This window comes from Nocardioides carbamazepini (assembly GCF_024614185.1).
Lineage (GTDB): Bacteria > Actinomycetota > Actinomycetes > Propionibacteriales > Nocardioidaceae > Nocardioides > Nocardioides carbamazepini.
The window spans coordinates 23,584-37,375 of the sequence record NZ_JAHTLF010000005.1 but is presented as its reverse complement, the minus strand read 5'-3'; the positions used below and the strand labels follow the sequence as shown (position 1 = coordinate 37,375).

At 67.2% G+C, this 13,792-nt stretch carries 13 protein-coding genes and 3 pseudogenes; 6 read left to right on the top strand and 10 right to left on the bottom strand.

The features are described from left to right. From KVF89_RS02575 to KVF89_RS02550, 6 genes and pseudogenes are all read right to left on the bottom strand, one after another. Window positions 1-169 (bottom strand): helix-turn-helix domain-containing protein (locus KVF89_RS02575; RefSeq protein ID WP_257423088.1); only part of this gene is annotated, 169 nt, incomplete at its 3' end. A gap of 401 nt (window positions 170-570) precedes the next feature. Continuing rightward, a complete protein-coding gene (locus KVF89_RS02570) occupies window positions 571-1,620 on the bottom strand; it encodes an IS110 family RNA-guided transposase (protein WP_257423087.1) in 1,050 nt (349 codons plus the stop codon). A 138-nt stretch (window positions 1,621-1,758) separates the two neighbouring features. Then, on the bottom strand, window positions 1,759-2,304 hold the full coding sequence (locus tag KVF89_RS02565) for a transposase (RefSeq protein ID WP_257423086.1): 546 nt from the start codon (window positions 2,302-2,304) through the stop codon (window positions 1,759-1,761). Between the two features lie 172 nt (window positions 2,305-2,476). Continuing rightward, window positions 2,477-3,010, bottom strand: a pseudogene (locus tag KVF89_RS02560) (IS3 family transposase); the annotation flags it as partial. 92 nt (window positions 3,011-3,102) lie between these two features. Further along, entirely contained in the window at window positions 3,103-4,566 is a 1,464-nt protein-coding gene (ltrA, locus tag KVF89_RS02555) for a group II intron reverse transcriptase/maturase (protein ID WP_257423084.1), read from the bottom strand. Window positions 4,567-5,119: 553 nt separating this feature from the next. Then, entirely contained in the window at window positions 5,120-5,950 is an 831-nt protein-coding gene (locus KVF89_RS02550) for an IS3 family transposase (RefSeq protein WP_257423082.1), read from the bottom strand. 52 nt (window positions 5,951-6,002) lie between these two features. Between KVF89_RS02550 and KVF89_RS02545 the strand changes: the two are divergent. Both KVF89_RS02545 and KVF89_RS02540 read left to right on the top strand, forming a co-directional pair. Beyond that, window positions 6,003-6,886 (top strand): annotated as a pseudogene (locus tag KVF89_RS02545) (IS30 family transposase); the annotation flags it as partial. Window positions 6,887-6,893: 7 nt separating this feature from the next. Then, window positions 6,894-7,183 (top strand): annotated as a pseudogene (locus tag KVF89_RS02540) (IS3 family transposase); the annotation flags it as partial. A 400-nt stretch (window positions 7,184-7,583) separates the two neighbouring features. Here KVF89_RS02540 and KVF89_RS02535 read toward each other — a convergent pair. Beyond that, window positions 7,584-8,255, bottom strand: coding sequence for a TetR/AcrR family transcriptional regulator (locus KVF89_RS02535; RefSeq protein ID WP_257423081.1), 672 nt, complete (start codon window positions 8,253-8,255; stop codon window positions 7,584-7,586). 123 nt (window positions 8,256-8,378) lie between these two features. On the opposite strand from KVF89_RS02535, the gene KVF89_RS02530 reads away from it, so the two are divergent. Both KVF89_RS02530 and KVF89_RS02525 read left to right on the top strand, forming a co-directional pair. Continuing rightward, complete coding sequence (locus KVF89_RS02530) at window positions 8,379-9,455, top strand: BtrH N-terminal domain-containing protein (RefSeq protein ID WP_257423079.1); 1,077 nt, start codon at window positions 8,379-8,381, stop codon at window positions 9,453-9,455. Further along, window positions 9,455-10,126, top strand: a complete 672-nt coding sequence (locus tag KVF89_RS02525) for a transglutaminase-like domain-containing protein (protein ID WP_257423078.1) — start codon at window positions 9,455-9,457, stop codon at window positions 10,124-10,126. The genes KVF89_RS02530 and KVF89_RS02525 overlap by 1 nt, the downstream gene beginning before the upstream one ends. A 12-nt stretch (window positions 10,127-10,138) precedes the next feature. On the opposite strand, the gene KVF89_RS02520 is transcribed toward KVF89_RS02525, so the two are convergent. After that, a complete protein-coding gene (locus tag KVF89_RS02520; protein ID WP_257423077.1) occupies window positions 10,139-10,843 on the bottom strand; it encodes a lysophospholipid acyltransferase family protein in 705 nt (234 codons plus the stop codon). A 101-nt stretch (window positions 10,844-10,944) separates the two neighbouring features. Between KVF89_RS02520 and KVF89_RS02515 the strand changes: the two genes are divergently transcribed. Beyond that, entirely contained in the window at window positions 10,945-11,514 is a 570-nt protein-coding gene (locus KVF89_RS02515) for a PaaI family thioesterase (protein ID WP_257423076.1), read from the top strand. Window position 11,515: 1 nt separating this feature from the next. Here the strand turns inward: KVF89_RS02515 and KVF89_RS02510 are convergent, their stop codons facing one another. Further along, the gene (locus tag KVF89_RS02510; protein ID WP_257423075.1) at window positions 11,516-12,106 is read right to left on the bottom strand and encodes a TetR/AcrR family transcriptional regulator; all 591 of its coding nucleotides are present in this window, start codon (window positions 12,104-12,106) and stop codon (window positions 11,516-11,518) included. A 223-nt stretch (window positions 12,107-12,329) separates the two neighbouring features. On the opposite strand from KVF89_RS02510, the gene KVF89_RS02505 reads away from it, so the two are divergent. Then, the gene (locus tag KVF89_RS02505; protein WP_257423073.1) at window positions 12,330-13,475 is read left to right on the top strand and encodes an acyl-CoA dehydrogenase family protein; all 1,146 of its coding nucleotides are present in this window, start codon (window positions 12,330-12,332) and stop codon (window positions 13,473-13,475) included. A 135-nt stretch (window positions 13,476-13,610) separates the two neighbouring features. Here KVF89_RS02505 and KVF89_RS02500 read toward each other — a convergent pair whose 3' ends face one another. Then, window positions 13,611-13,772 (bottom strand): hypothetical protein, encoded by a 162-nt coding sequence (locus tag KVF89_RS02500; RefSeq protein WP_159083754.1) that lies wholly within the window; start codon window positions 13,770-13,772, stop codon window positions 13,611-13,613. Between the last annotated feature and the right edge of the window lie 20 nt (window positions 13,773-13,792).

The following is a 13,792-nucleotide window of genomic DNA, read 5'->3' as shown; positions in this document are numbered from 1 at the left end:
TGACCAGACCGGCGTCGCCCTCATCGTCGTAGCGGTCGATCCAGGTCTTCACGCACTTGCGAGAGACCCCCATCGCAGCGGCGATGTGAGCTTGAGGCCAGCCCGCTTGATGGCGTTGAACGATTAGTCGTCGACCGTGAACGGTCAGCCGGGCACTACCGTGGGACACGAGAACCTCCGGGTTGGAGTGGGCCTTAGACAAGCCACATCCCATTCGGAGGTTCTCGTTCGTTCAACCAGGCTCGCCGCTACCAACGTCCTGGCCGGGTACAGCTGATATGTAGGCCGTTCCTGTCAAGAGGCAGGGTGAGGCGCCCGTCCCGATCGTTCGGGGCGGGCGCCTCGTGCTTCGTCGTCTTCGGTGGTGGCTGAGCGTGTCGTGGTCGACGCGCGGTCAGGCTGATATGCGCGGGTTGGCTACCGCAGGACGGGCTGTTCGGCTGGAGCGGATCGCGTGTCTAGGGTCGAGCGTCGCCGGCCGTGGGGTTCGGCTGCTCATAGCTGTTTCGCGGGTCGCTCCTCGCGCTGCTGCCACTGTTCTGGTCGACGAAGCAGACTGTGACGGAGTGGCTACTCCTCGAGCACGGCCAGGGACCAGCACCAGCCGGCCAGCTCGCGGGCGATGGCGACGTTGGCCACGACGTGACGCTTGCGCCGGGCTCGGAAGGTGTTCCAGCGGTGGTGCAGCCGCCGGTTGCCCTCGTCACCGCGAGCGCGGGCGGCCGGGGAAGCGAGTTCCCAGCGGTCGCGCATGGTCTTGCCGACGACATAGTTGGCGCGGTGGTGCCAGGCGGCTTCGATCAGGAGCCTGCGGACGTGGCTGTTGCCGGTCTTGGTGATCGATCCCTGCACCCTGGACTGGCCTGAGGAGAACTCGCTGGGCACCAGGCCGATGAAGGAGCCGATGGTGTTGCCGGTGAAGCGGTGCCAGTCGCCCAGCTCGACTGCCAACGCGAAGCCGGTGAGCGGGCCGATCCCGCGCAAGCAACCCAGCCGCTGCACGAGCGGGGTGAACTCGCTGTCGGCGGCCATCTCGGCGATCGCGGCATCCAGCCGGTCACGGCGGGCTTTCACCGTGAGCACCGCGTCATAGTCGGACTCGAAGGTCAGCTGCAGCGCTGAGGCGTCAAACCGCTGCCGGCGTAGCCACGCGTCGTGAGCACCAGTCCAGGCCCGACCGCCGGAGTAGACGATCCCTTGGCGCAACAAGAGCTTGGACAGGCGGTGCCGGGCCCGCATCAGGTCACCGCGGCAGTCCTCACGAGCACAGACCAGATCCCGGGCGTTCTCTTGGTCGATGGTGGGGACCGACACGGGCGTGAACTCGTCCAGACGCAACAGGCGAGCCAGATGGATCGCGTCCTTGGCGTCGGTCTTGACCCGATCACCCGAGGGGCGCTGTAGCTTCGACGGCGCCACGACCTCACAGCGGATACCTGCCGCGTTCAACGACCGCGACAGGCCGAACCCCGTCGGGCCGGCCTCGTAGGCCACCGCGACCGGACCCGGCAGGTCACTTAGCCAGGACCGCACGTGCCCATGTGAAGGGGTCAGCTTGGCCTGAACGAGCTCGCCCGTGACGCCATCGATCGCTGCCGCAGCGACCGAACGGGCGTGCACGTCGAGCCCAACACTCGTACGCTCTGTGAACACCGGGGCCTCCCACAAATGTCGGATAGGCCGAGCAGGTGGCCCCTGCTCGGTAACCCACGAATTTTGTGAGTGAGGCCCCGGCCTCACTCACAACATTCGATGCTCCTATAGATCGTCAAGCGGCGATCGGGGGTGAGTCGTGGGAGGGGGATGCGGGGACGCGTCGCGGATCAGGGGCAGCAGTTCGCGCGCGACGTAGCGCTTGAGGCAGCGCATGATCTCGCGTTTGCTGAGCCCCTGTTGGCTGCGTCGGGCGACGTAGTCGCGGGTGCGTTGGTCATAGCGCATCCGGACCATGACGACGGTGTAAAGCGCGCTGTTGGCGGCGCGTTCACCGCCGCGGCTGAGCCGGTGTCGGTCGATGCGTCCCAAGGAGGCTGGTAGTGGACTGACCCCGCAGCGCGCTGCGAAGGCGGCCTCCGACCGCAGTCTTTGCGGGTTGTCGCCTGCCGTGATGAGGAGCTGGCCGGCGACCTCGGTCCCCACCCCCGACTTGCTCGACCAATAGCGGTGCGGCCGCCGTGCTGAGGGTCTTGAGTTTCGCGTCGGCCTCGGCGATCTTTCGGTTAGGTGCTGGCAACGTCGGACCAACCGTCGCAGCGCGACCTTGATGGCTTGGGAGGGGACGCGCAGGTCGCCAGTGGGCCGCATCCGTGCGCAAGTAGCGACGAGCTCGGCCCGGCAGAGCCCGGCCAGCTGTTCGCGAAGTTCGGCTAGCGCCGTGATGAGCGTCTGTCGTAGTGCGTTGATCACCGCGGCCCGTGCCTTGATCGCGCCGCTGCGGGCCACGCGCAGCGCACGGATGGACTGTCCCGTGCCGGGTTCAGTAGAGGCTCTGAACTAACGCGTCGACGGTAGTCGGCGCCGGGTCGTGACGGTAGTGGGTGCTCTCGTACTCGGCTGGCGGGACGAGGCCGATCTCGCCGTGGAGTCTGCGGTGGTTGAACCAGTCGATGTACTCGGCGACCGCGATCTCGAGGTCGTCGATGCTCTTCCATGGGCCCTTGTTGCGGACCAGTTCGGCTTTGAAGAGGGAGTTGAACGCCTCGGCGAGGGCGTTGTCGTAGGAGTCGCCGGTCGATCCGACCGACGCGACGACGCCGGCCTCGGCGAGTCGCTGGGTGTAGCGAATGGCGACGTACTGGACGCCCTTGTCGCTGTGGTGGATGAGCCCGCTGGTCTCGCGCCCGGCGTGCTGACGGGCCCAGAGGCCCATCTCGAGGGCGTCGAGTGCCAGGTCGGTGCGCAGGTTCTTCGACAGCTGCCAGCCCACGATCCTTCGTGAGTAGACGTCGATGACGAACGCGGCGTAGACCCAGCCGGCGAAGGTCCGGCAGTAGGTGTAGGGGTCGGACCAGGGCGCCCTGTCAGCCTCTCGGCTGGTGGGTTTCCCTGGCCCGCCCTCCGAACCGGACGTGCGACTTTCACCGCATCCGGCTCTCCACGTGTTCACGCCGCTGGTGCGGGTGATCCCTTTGTCGGCGCGCTCGACCATGGCGTGGGGATCTTGGCGCCCCGGTAGCGGTAGCGCTCGATAGCAAACGCATTTGCCCGGAACATCTCGATCCCTCCGGCGCGGATCTGCCAACCGGGCAGGTAGCGCCGGACCAAGGTGTGCATGTTCAGCCCGACGTGTCGTTTACGGAGCCAGCCCACGATCCGCCAGAAGGCATAGTGATCGAGGTAGCCGAACGTCCGCGAGGACACGCCATGGCGGAAGTAGGTGCACCAGCCCCGCAGTGTCGGGTTCAACCGACGTAGCAGGTCTGCGAGCGTTCGATGCTTTGCACGGCGCGTCAGCGTCCGCACTTTGGCCATCACCGAAGCCAGTGACTTCTTCGATGGGTAGGTGTAGATCGCCTTTTTGCCGGTCCTGCTCCGCCATGCACGGCGCTGGATGCGCCAGCCGAGGAAGTCGAACCCCTCATCGATGTGGCAGACCCTCGTCTTCTCTACCGACAGGCGCAAGCCCATCGGCGCGAGCACCGCACCAACCTCTTCCCAGAGCGCCTCGGCATCGGCGCGTTGTCCGTGGATGAGGACCACGAAGTCATCGGCGTACCGAACGACTTTCATGACCGCACCCCCGGCGCGTCGATGCTTGGCGCGAGTCCATTCCGGTCCGAGCGCTTCCCACTTGGCGGTGAAGTGCTCGTCCAGCACGGACAGGGCGATGTTGGCCAGCAGCGGTGAGAGGATCCCGCCTTGAGGTGTGCCGGTGATCGTCTCGCGGTTCAGGCCGTCCTCGGTGAGGACTCCGGCCCGCAAGAATGCCTTGACCCAGCCCAGGACCCGCTTGTCTCCGACGCGACCTCGCACCCTGCCCATCAGGGCGGTGTGGTCGATCTCGTCGAAGCACGCCTTGATGTCGGCCTCGAACACCCACTCGTAGTTCCGAGTGGGTGATGCGAGGTAGTGGATCTCGGCGATCGCGTCCTGCGCCCTGCGACGAGGCCGGAAGCCATAGGAGCATGGCTTGAAGTCCGCCTCGAAGATGGGCTCGAGCACCAGTTTCAACGCAGCCTGCACGACCCGGTCGCGAGTAGTTGGGATCCCCAGCGATCGGACCTTGCCCGACGCCTTGGGAATCGTCTTCTCCCGCACACGGAGCGGCGCGAACCTTCCAGCCTTCAGATCCTCACGGATCCCGGCCAGCAGATCGGTCGCCGCCCAGCCGACACCGCGGGGAGTAACCCCGTCGACGCCTGCAGTTCGTGCTCCCTTGTTGCCTCGCACCCTGTGCCACGCCACGACCAGGAACGCCGGGTCATAGACAAGGTTGGCGAGGTCATCGAAGCGACGGCCAGGATCGGCCACCGCCCATCGGTGCAGCTTCTTCTGCATCCTCAGTACCCGCCACTCGGCCGCCTCCCGCTCAGGAAAGACATCGAGCATCGGCTCGCCGGTATTCACCAGCGACCTCCTGATGATGCGTCGTTGCTGCGAACACGCTGGACCCCTTCGCCATGTGACCGGCTTTCCCGGCCTCGGACTACTACGGGTCCTCCGCCCCACCACGGCGGCATCAGCCGACGACGTGCCTTCCCGCCGGCCAGCCGGATGCTGGCCGGTGAGGGGACCGCCACGATGGTTCCCACGTTCACTGTCGAACCGTTCGACGGGGTCGGCGCCCAACTATGCCCCTGCAGCATCGCCACGGCTACGCCGCAGGCATTCACCGTGGCCTCCCGACCGGCGACATCACCCAGTCCAGAAGTTCCCCCGACCATCACACCGACACCGCACTCGGCGACGTCGTGATCGGGGTGCGCGCTGCTAACCGGCCCTGATCCACCAGGTTCGAGCCGGAGGCTCTCTTGAGGAGCGTTCAGCCGTTGGTTCCTCACGTACGCCTTCCCGTCTTGCTAGCCGGACCCAGACCATCTGGCAGTGCTGGCCTGTCCCGTCGTTGTCAGGGCTGCTTCCGCCCTCGCCCCCGTCCCGGGGGGTCAGGCTGCCCTCAGCTTCACCACGCTGCTGCGACAGCGCGGCGGTGCAGGTCTTTCACCTCCACTCGGTTCAACAGCGCCTCGTGGCGCTCGATGTCAGCAACCCAGAGCTCATCGGGTGCGGTCGCGGTGAACGCTCGCTCGACAAGGTCCGGGCGCGTGTCCGGGCCGGTCCCGGGAATCGTGGTCCGCGGACCTTTGGCCCGGCTGATCCCGCGCAGCCCTGCGGCCTTCATCAGCCGTTGCACGGTACATCTGGCCACCGGGTGGCCTTGGCGATTCAGCTCAGCGTGGACCTTTCGGATGCCGTAGACGCCGTAGTTCTGCGTGTGGACCCGCTCGATGACCTCGGTGGTCTTGGCGTCGCTGATCGTCCTCGCGGACGGCGCCCTGGTCTTCGCGGCGTAATAGGTGCTCGGGGCGATCTTGGTCCCAGCGTGTGTGAGGACCTCGCAGATCGGCTCGACCCCAAACTTCTCTCGGTGCTGGTCGATGTACTCGACCAGCACCGCTGTCGGCACCGGTGCTACTTCAGCTTGCGGTCGAGCTCCGCGGCGGCGAAAAAACGCTGATGCCGTCCGCAGAATCTCATTCGCGCGCCGCAGCTCGCGGACCTCGCGCTCAAGCTCAGCAATCCGCTGGGCCTCCGCAGTCGTCACGCCCGGACGGTGGCCCTCGTCGATCTCGGCCTGGGAGACCCAGTTACGCAGGGTCTCGGGATTGATCCCGAGCTGATCACCCACCCGCTTCAACGCCCCGGACCTGGTGCCCGGGTCACGCCGCAGATCGACGGCCATCCTGATCGCTCGCTCCCGAAGCTCCTCGGGGTACTTCCTCGGTGCTGCCATGACTCTCATCCTTCCGTGGAATGAGAGCCTCCATCAGACCCGGCACGGGACAGACGGCGTTGTGGTGGCCGGGCCGGTGGTGCCGGCCTGGAAGGGGCGGAACAAGCCGCGCCGCCAGGACCGGCAATGGTCGACAGCCTGGAGCCCAGAACAGATCTCGCACCGGCTGCCACTGGAGTTCCCCGATGATGGCCTCATGAGGATCAGCCCCGAGGCGATCTACCAAGCGCTGTACGTGGAAAGCCGAGGCGCGCTCAAACGTGAGCTGATCACGTGCCTGCGCACAGGCCGGGCGCTGAGGACTCCTCGCTCGCGCACCCGCAACACCCCCGGTGGCCACCTGACGTCCGACGTCGTGCTGAGTCAGCGACCCGCCGAGGTGGACGACCGGGCTGTTCCCGGGCACCGGAGGGCGATCTGATCATCGGGCTGGAGCGATCCGCGATCGGAACCCTGGTCGAGCGGACCACCAGATTCACCATGCTCGTGCACCTACCCCGGGCCGAGGGCTACGGAGTCATTCCGCGGACCAAGAACGGCCCACCCCTTGCTGGCTACGGTGCGATCGCGATGAAAGACGCACTCGCCGCGAGCATGATCACCCTGCCCGAACAGCTGCGCCAGTCCCTGACCTGGGACCGCGGCAAGGAACTGGCCCAGCACGCCCAGTTCAAGATCGAGACCGGGATCGCGGTCTACTTCGCCGACCCGCACAGCCCCTGGCAGCGGCCCACGAACGAGAACACCAACGGTCTGCTTCGCCAGTACTTCCCGAAGGGCACCGACCTCTCACGCTGGGATGAGCAGGAGCTCTACGCGGTGTCCGCCGCCCTGAACGGACGGCCCCGCAAGACCCTCGGATGGCGAACGCCAGCCGAGGCCTTCGATGAGCAACTACGGTTACTCCAACAGGCTGGTGTTGCTTCCACCGGTTGAGCCCGCCCAGTTCACCTCCTGGGTCTTCGGCGAGAAGATCCGCTCCGCAGGCCTGCTGCCATCCTTCGGCACCGTCGGCGACTGGACAACGCCATGATGGAGAGCTTCTGGTCCTCGATGCAGATCGAACTCCTCGACCGCAGACGTTGGAAGACCAGAGTCGAACTAGCGAACGCGATCTTCGAGTACATCGAGATCTTCCACAACCGCCGACGACGCCACTCAGCGTTCGGCTACCGCACCCCGATCGAGTTCGAACTACTCTCCGAGAACACCACCATCACCGCAGTCAGTTAGTCACCAGAACTGGAACCCAAATGGTGGGGCAAGTCAAGATGTCACCTATCCGTGCAGCAGACCCCTCCCCACAAGCGGATCAGCGACCAGACGATCTTCAGCTGGCGCCGCCAGGACCGCATCGAGAGCGGCGAGCAGCCAAGGCTGACGACCAAGGAGAAGTCTGAACTCACGACCGCGAACAAGCGGACCGCCGAGCTCGAGACCGAACTCAAGATCGCTCGGCGCGGTCGAACTGTTCAAGGAGGAAACCAGCCCAGAAGGAGGTACGCGGCGGTCGAAGTGATCGCCGCTGAGGATCTGCCGCTCCAGGTCGCCTGCAGAGCCTTGGGCGTCTCGGAATCCGGTCCCCGCGCCACCCTTGACGCGACGACGCTGTCCGCGCCATTCCATTCACCAGCTACTGGTCCTCGGGGTCGTCCGCGGCACCGCCACCAGAGCAGCCGGCAGGTTGCGATCCCTGCTCCGGCGTGCCGGAGAGCCCGAGGCACCTGAGTCCCACCTCGGTAATCTTCCGGGCGGTGTCCACCCGGGACCTGGTCGGCAAGGCGAGGTGGCTCACGGTGAGCCTCACCAGGGCATCGGCGGCGTCGGACACCTCATCCTCCCGCAGACCGGCCACGTGGGAGGTGAGCCACCGGGCCAGGGAGCCGGAGGCGAGCTCCAACAGCTGCGCAGACGTGGTGAGGAGGGGGAGGATGCCCGTGGCGGGTGGTGGGGAATCGCGGTTGGAGATCAGGACCGCTCTGAGCAGGGGACTGTTCTCGGCTTCCTCCAGCACGAAGCCCACCGACGCCGTGAGGCCGCTTGAAGCGTCGGAGCCGTGATGCGCGAGCACGTTCTCGATGCCCTCGATGAAGCGCGCCGCCTCCCTCAGGACGACGGCTTCCCCCAAACCGGGCTTGTCGCCGAACTCCTTGTACAGCAGTGCGCGCGAGACGCCGACCGCCTCGGCGATCTCGCCCATGCGCACCCGCTCCCAGCCCCGCTCAGCGATCAGGTCGTGGGCAGTCTCGAGCACCGCTGCACGAACGTGCTCGCGGTAGCGCTCTCGCATGGAGGGGGACGACACGGTGGACAGAGTATCGACAATGTCCGACTGCGGACACGCGTCAGATGGGCCGTGTCATGACATTCTCAGAGCGGTGCCCTAGGTTTGAACAAAAATCACTAGTTGTCTTCAGGAAGAAGCCTCATGGTCAACTCGAGCGACACTGAAGTGGTCAAGTACCCGCACCGACGCGGCGGGCACTGCGGCTCCGGGGCCATGCGGGACCTCCTGGAGTGGGCCGGACTCGGTTGGGAGGGCCCCCCTGACGAGGGCCTCGTCTTTGCCCTGAGCGGCGCCTTGGATCTCTCCTACGTCAGGGACGCGGCACTCATGCCGCCGGTATACCTCGTGGGGCGGGGAGGCGACCTGGAGACGGACCTCCCGACGCGGCTGGGCGCCGAGGTCTCCGTGCATGCGACGGATGACCCGCAGGAGGGCTGGGCGTGGGTGCGCGACGCCGTACGAGACGGCCGTCCCGCCTTGGTGTGGGCCGACATCGCGGAGCTTCCCTACCTCCGCGTACGCCTGCAGATGAGTCGCCACGACATCGTCGTCATCGGTTACGACGACGAGCAGCAGGTCGCGCACGTCGTCGACAACGACCGGGACGAGGTGCAGCTCGTGCCCTACTCGGCGCTGGCCCGAGCCCGGTCCTCCCAGGGGTTCCCGGTCCCGACGCGTCACACCTACTTCGACATCGCCTGGCCCGACCGGCTGCCCGACCTGTCCGAGATCGCGCAGGCGGCGTTCGCCCAGGCGGCGGCTGCGATGACCACCTCCACCGGCAGCTCTATCGTCACCGGGAGGGATTCGGCGGTCGGGGCCACCGGGCTGGCCGCCGTCGACCTCTTCGCCGAGGACCTCGCTGACTGGCCGGAAGTCTTCCCGGACGATGTCCTGGACCTGGTCCTCCAAGGACTCAGCGCCTTCGTCGAGAAGGCCGGCACCGGCGGCGGGCTGTTCCGCCGACTGCTGTCCAGCGGCGCCGCCGACATCGCGCGCCTGACCGGGGACGCGCGGGCGAGCGAGGTTGCCGCCGCCGCGCACCTGTGCGCGGAGACATGGTCCCTGGTCGCGTCGCTGGCCCGTCAGGACGGCCCAGCACGAGGACGGGTGGAGCAGGCAGCTCGCTCGGCCGCCGTACTCCCCTCGCTCGAGCGGGACCTCGTCACCGCCCTCGAGATCGCGGGGGCGCGCGAGGACCTCCGGACCGACGCCTGATGAGGGGCGAGATCGACCCACGGGAGGCCCTCGCCCCGAGCCGGTTCGTCGACAGCAACCACCCCGACGTCCGCGACTTCACCGAGTCTGTGGTGCGGGGTGTCCGCGATCCGCGAGAGCGGATCGCGCTGCTGTTCGCGGCGGTCCGCGACCGACTCCGATACGACCCCTACAGCGTCACCGCCGAGCCCCGGGACTACCACGCCAGCGCGATCCTCGACGGTGGCCCTACGTGGTGCGTGCCCAAGGCGGTGCTGCTCACCGCGAGCCTGCGCGCTGCGGGAATCCCGGCCGTACTCGGGTTCTCCGACGTGCGCAATCACCTCAACAGCGCGGCGCTGCTGAAGCTGATGGGGACCGATCTGTTCGTGTTCCACGGGTGGAGCGCGGTGTACGTCGACGGCCAGTGGCGCAAAGGGTCGCCGGCCTTCAACTCCGAGCTGTGCCGTCGCTTTGGCGTAGAACCGTTGGAGTTCGACGGGTCGCGGGATGCGTTGCTCCACGCAGCCGACGGCGCCGGCCGACGTCACATGGAGTACGTCCGCGAACGAGGCATGTTCGTGGACCTGCCGTTCGACGAGCTCATGACGACACTGCTCGACACCTACGGTCCCGCCATGGTCCGCGGCTCCGACTCCCCGCGCCCCAAAGACCCCCGCTTCCGCGCGTGAACGCCCAACTCACTACGGCGCCGTGTCGGCTCCACGCAGCTCGCACACCATCGAGGCGAGGGTGTCCTCGAGCCGTCGACGACCCACCTCGATGGCACGGGCCGGCTCCAGGTCCCGCAGGTCGTCCAGCGGGATCGGCGGTCCGACGAGCACGCTCACACGTCGTCGCAACCCCCAGCGCAACCGCCCGCTGTAGGCGGGCAGGATCTTCTGTGCCCCCCACTGGGCCACCGGCACGAGCGGTACCGATGCCTCCAGAGCGATCCGCACCGCCCCCGACTTCATCGTCATCGGCAGACCGTCGTCCCGCTTGGTGATGGAACCCTCGGGGTACACCAGGAGGAGCCGCCCGTCGCGCGCCGCGCTCACAGCGTTGTCGTACCCCGCGCGTCCCGCGACGCGGTCGACCTCGACGTGGCCGGCAGCACGGAACCACTTGCCCACGACCGGCCCGCTGAAGAGGCTGTCCTTGGCCAGGAACCGCGGCACCCGCCCCTCGGCCAGCACCATCTCCGCGACCAGCAACGGGTCGAGGTGCGAGACGTGGTTGGCGGCCAGCACCGCTCCGCCCACCCGGGGGATGCCCGCGACCCCGCGCCAGTCCGGGCGACGCAGCACCACCAGGATTGGCTTGCAGACCGCAACCGCCAGCCACCAGGCGAGGCCACGTCGGTCGTTATGGATCGGGCGGCGCTGGACGGTCAAGGTCGTTCGCATCTCAGCCATTGTAGACATTAATGGCCGTTTCGTCTCTCGTGAGGACAAACATGCAAGGATGTTTCGATGCCACTGTGGTCCTGGAGTCCGAGGAGCCCCCGATGAGTGATGCGCTGGTAGGCGACTACGACACCGAGCCCCCTACCTCGGGCCGAGAGATGCGTCTCGACGGGGGCACGGCGTCGACGCTGGATGCATGGATCCGGTCCATGTCGCGGCCCGCGCCGATGGCGGTGGGCCGCCTGCCCTCGCACTCCCCCACCTGCGCGGGATGCGGCAAAGAGAACCCCGCCGGCCTCGCCCTGGAGGTCGACGCCACCGAGCACGGCGTGAGCGCCGTGCACCGCTTCGACCATCGCCAGGAGGGGGCACCGGGGATCACCCACGGCGGTCTGGTTGCCGCCGCCTTCGACGACCTGTTCGGGTTCCTCCTCTACCGCGTCGGCGAGCTCGCCGTGACGAGGTCGCTGACCGTGGAGTACCTCCGTCCGGTGCTGCTGGGGGTGGATTACGAGTTCACCGCGCATGTCCGGGACCGGGCGGGACGGCGGCTCCACGTGAACGCTGCAGCCGCGGACGAAGGCGGCCGGCAGGTCGCGACAGCGCACGCGACGTTCGTCATCGTTGACGTCGAGCACTTCGAACAGGGCAGTCCCGCGAAGCGCTCGTGACTCACTCGCCAATGAAGGGCTCCAGCTCGACCGCCGGGTCGAGGTGGATGCCGTGGGCGGCCAGGGCGTCCTGGAGCACCAGGGTGACGTGGCGCGAGAGACGCCGCACCATCACGTCCAGGGTCTCGTCGCGCTGGTCGAGCCACCAGATGACCGTGGCGTCGACCATCCCCATCACGCCAACCAGGATGCCCTCAGGGAACGACTCGTCCCCCGATTTGGTGTACCCCCGTGCCGCGACGGCGATCTCGTCCAGCAGACGCGAACGACCCATCCGAGAGCGGTGCATGGTCCGGCTCTGCCCCCGAGCCGCCAGGAAGCGGTAGAGATGGGGGTGGGCGTCGGCCCAGGTCGCGCAGGCGCGCACCAGCCCCTCGACGACCTGTACGGGCGTTCCCCGCCGAGCGAGGTGCGGGCGGACCCGCTGGATGAGGTCCTGCGCGGCGAGGCGGACCACCTCGTTATCGAGGTCCTCGCGGCTGGCGAAGTAGCGGTAGACGTGCGGCCTCGGGATCCCAGCCCGCTCGGCGATCAGTGCCGTGCCGGCGTCCGCGCCCGTCTCGTCGACGACCTGCAGAGCAGCGTTGGCCACGTGGCGCCGCCGGCGGTCGCGGACCTCATCATGGCGGGAAGACCGGCGCCGCACCGTCGAATCCACCCATCGCCCTACCTCGACCACAGCCGCAGCCTATCCCCGGGGGCGCCGATGGCCGGCGCTGACCATGCCGGGCGGCGCGCAGTGGGACACCTTGTACCCAGCACCTTCACCATGGTCGAATGGGTACATCCTGTACCCGATTCGCTGGAGGCTCCCCGTGACCACTCGCCGCTCCCCCTGGATGGACGACGACCTCGACGACGTCCGTGACCTTGCACGCACGTTCTGCGAGAAGGAGATCAAGCCACACATCGAGACCTTCATCGCCGACAAGCACGTCGACAGGCAACTGTGGAACCGCGCTGGTGACGTCGGTCTGCTCTGCCTGTCGATCCCCGAGGAGTACGGCGGCGGCGGTGGCACCTTCGCCCACGAGGCCATCTTGATCGAGGAGCAGGCACGGGTCGGCGACAGCTCTTGGGGGGCGTCTCTGCACAACGGGATCGTCGCCCACTACCTGGTCGGCTACGGCACCGAGGAGCAGAAACAGCACTGGCTGCCCAAGATGGCGTCCGGAGAGGTCGTCGGCGCGATCGCGATGACCGAGCCCGGGACCGGCTCGGACCTGCAGAACATCAAGACCAAGGCAGTGCGCGAAGGTGACGAGTACGTCGTCAGCGGCTCAAAGACCTTCATCACCAACGGCTCGCAGGCCGACCTGGTGCTCACCGTGGTCAAGACCGATCCGGACGACCGCGCCGCCGGCATCTCACTGATGCTCGTCCCCGCCAACGCGGAGGGCTTCTCCCGCGGTCGGGTGCTCGACAAGATCGGGATGAAGGGACAGGACACCTCGGAGCTCTTCTTCGACAACGTCCGCGTCCCGGCCACCAACCTGCTGGGCCTCACCGAGGGCCAGGGCTTCGTGCAGCTCATGCAGCAGCTCCCCCAGGAACGGCTGCTCGTCGCGGTCTCCAACGTCGCTGCCATGGAGTTCTGCCTGGCCGAGACACTGGCCTACGTGCGCGACCGAAGCGCCTTCGGACGGCCGATCTGGGGGTTCCAGAACACCAAGTTCAAAATGGCAGAGGTCGCCACAGAAGCTCGCGTGGCACGGTCCTTCGTGGACGAGTGCATCCAGCTCCACGTCGGCGAGGGTCTGGACATCCCAACCGCCGCCATGGCGAAGCTGTGGTGCTCCGAACGAGCGCAGCGCGTCGCCGACACCTGCCTCCAGCTGCACGGCGGCTACGGGTACATGAACGAGTACCCCATCGCCCGCATCTGGGCCGACATGCGCGTCTCGCAGATCTACGCCGGCACCTCCGAGATCATGAAGGAGATCATCAGCCGGTCCCTGTGAGGACTGACCCCGCTCCGGCGGCACCGCCGGAGCGGGAGCCGGCGGGCCGGGTGTTGTGCGCCGAGCCCCGCCGGGAGCCTCCGCGTTGGGCGAGAGCACAAGACGCCCACTCCACCGACGTGACAGCCTCGACAGTCATCGTCTGAAAGGAGTGACATGAGCCAGCGAGTCGACTTCGTCTACCGCGTGTTCCTCCTCGCCGAGAGCCCGAGAACCAAGATGCACCGCATCGAACGGCTCGATGACGTCGGTTTCGCCATGTTCATCAAGATGCACCACGCCCTGATCGACAGTCACACCGAGATGACGCTACACAG

What these genes read in the sequence shown, in the direction of transcription:
- KVF89_RS02565 (WP_257423086.1), bottom strand. Translation starts at nt 2,304, where the DNA reads ATGCGGCCCACTGGCGACCTGCGCGTCCCCTCCCAAGCCATCAAGGTC.
- KVF89_RS02550 (WP_257423082.1), bottom strand. Translation starts at nt 5,950, where the DNA reads ATGGCAGCACCGAGGAAGTACCCCGAGGAGCTTCGGGAGCGAGCGATC.
- KVF89_RS02530 (WP_257423079.1), top strand. Translation starts at nt 8,379, where the DNA reads ATGGTCAACTCGAGCGACACTGAAGTGGTCAAGTACCCGCACCGACGC.
- KVF89_RS02525 (WP_257423078.1), top strand. Translation starts at nt 9,455, where the DNA reads ATGAGGGGCGAGATCGACCCACGGGAGGCCCTCGCCCCGAGCCGGTTC.
- KVF89_RS02520 (WP_257423077.1), bottom strand. Translation starts at nt 10,843, where the DNA reads ATGCGAACGACCTTGACCGTCCAGCGCCGCCCGATCCATAACGACCGA.
- KVF89_RS02515 (WP_257423076.1), top strand. Translation starts at nt 10,945, where the DNA reads ATGAGTGATGCGCTGGTAGGCGACTACGACACCGAGCCCCCTACCTCG.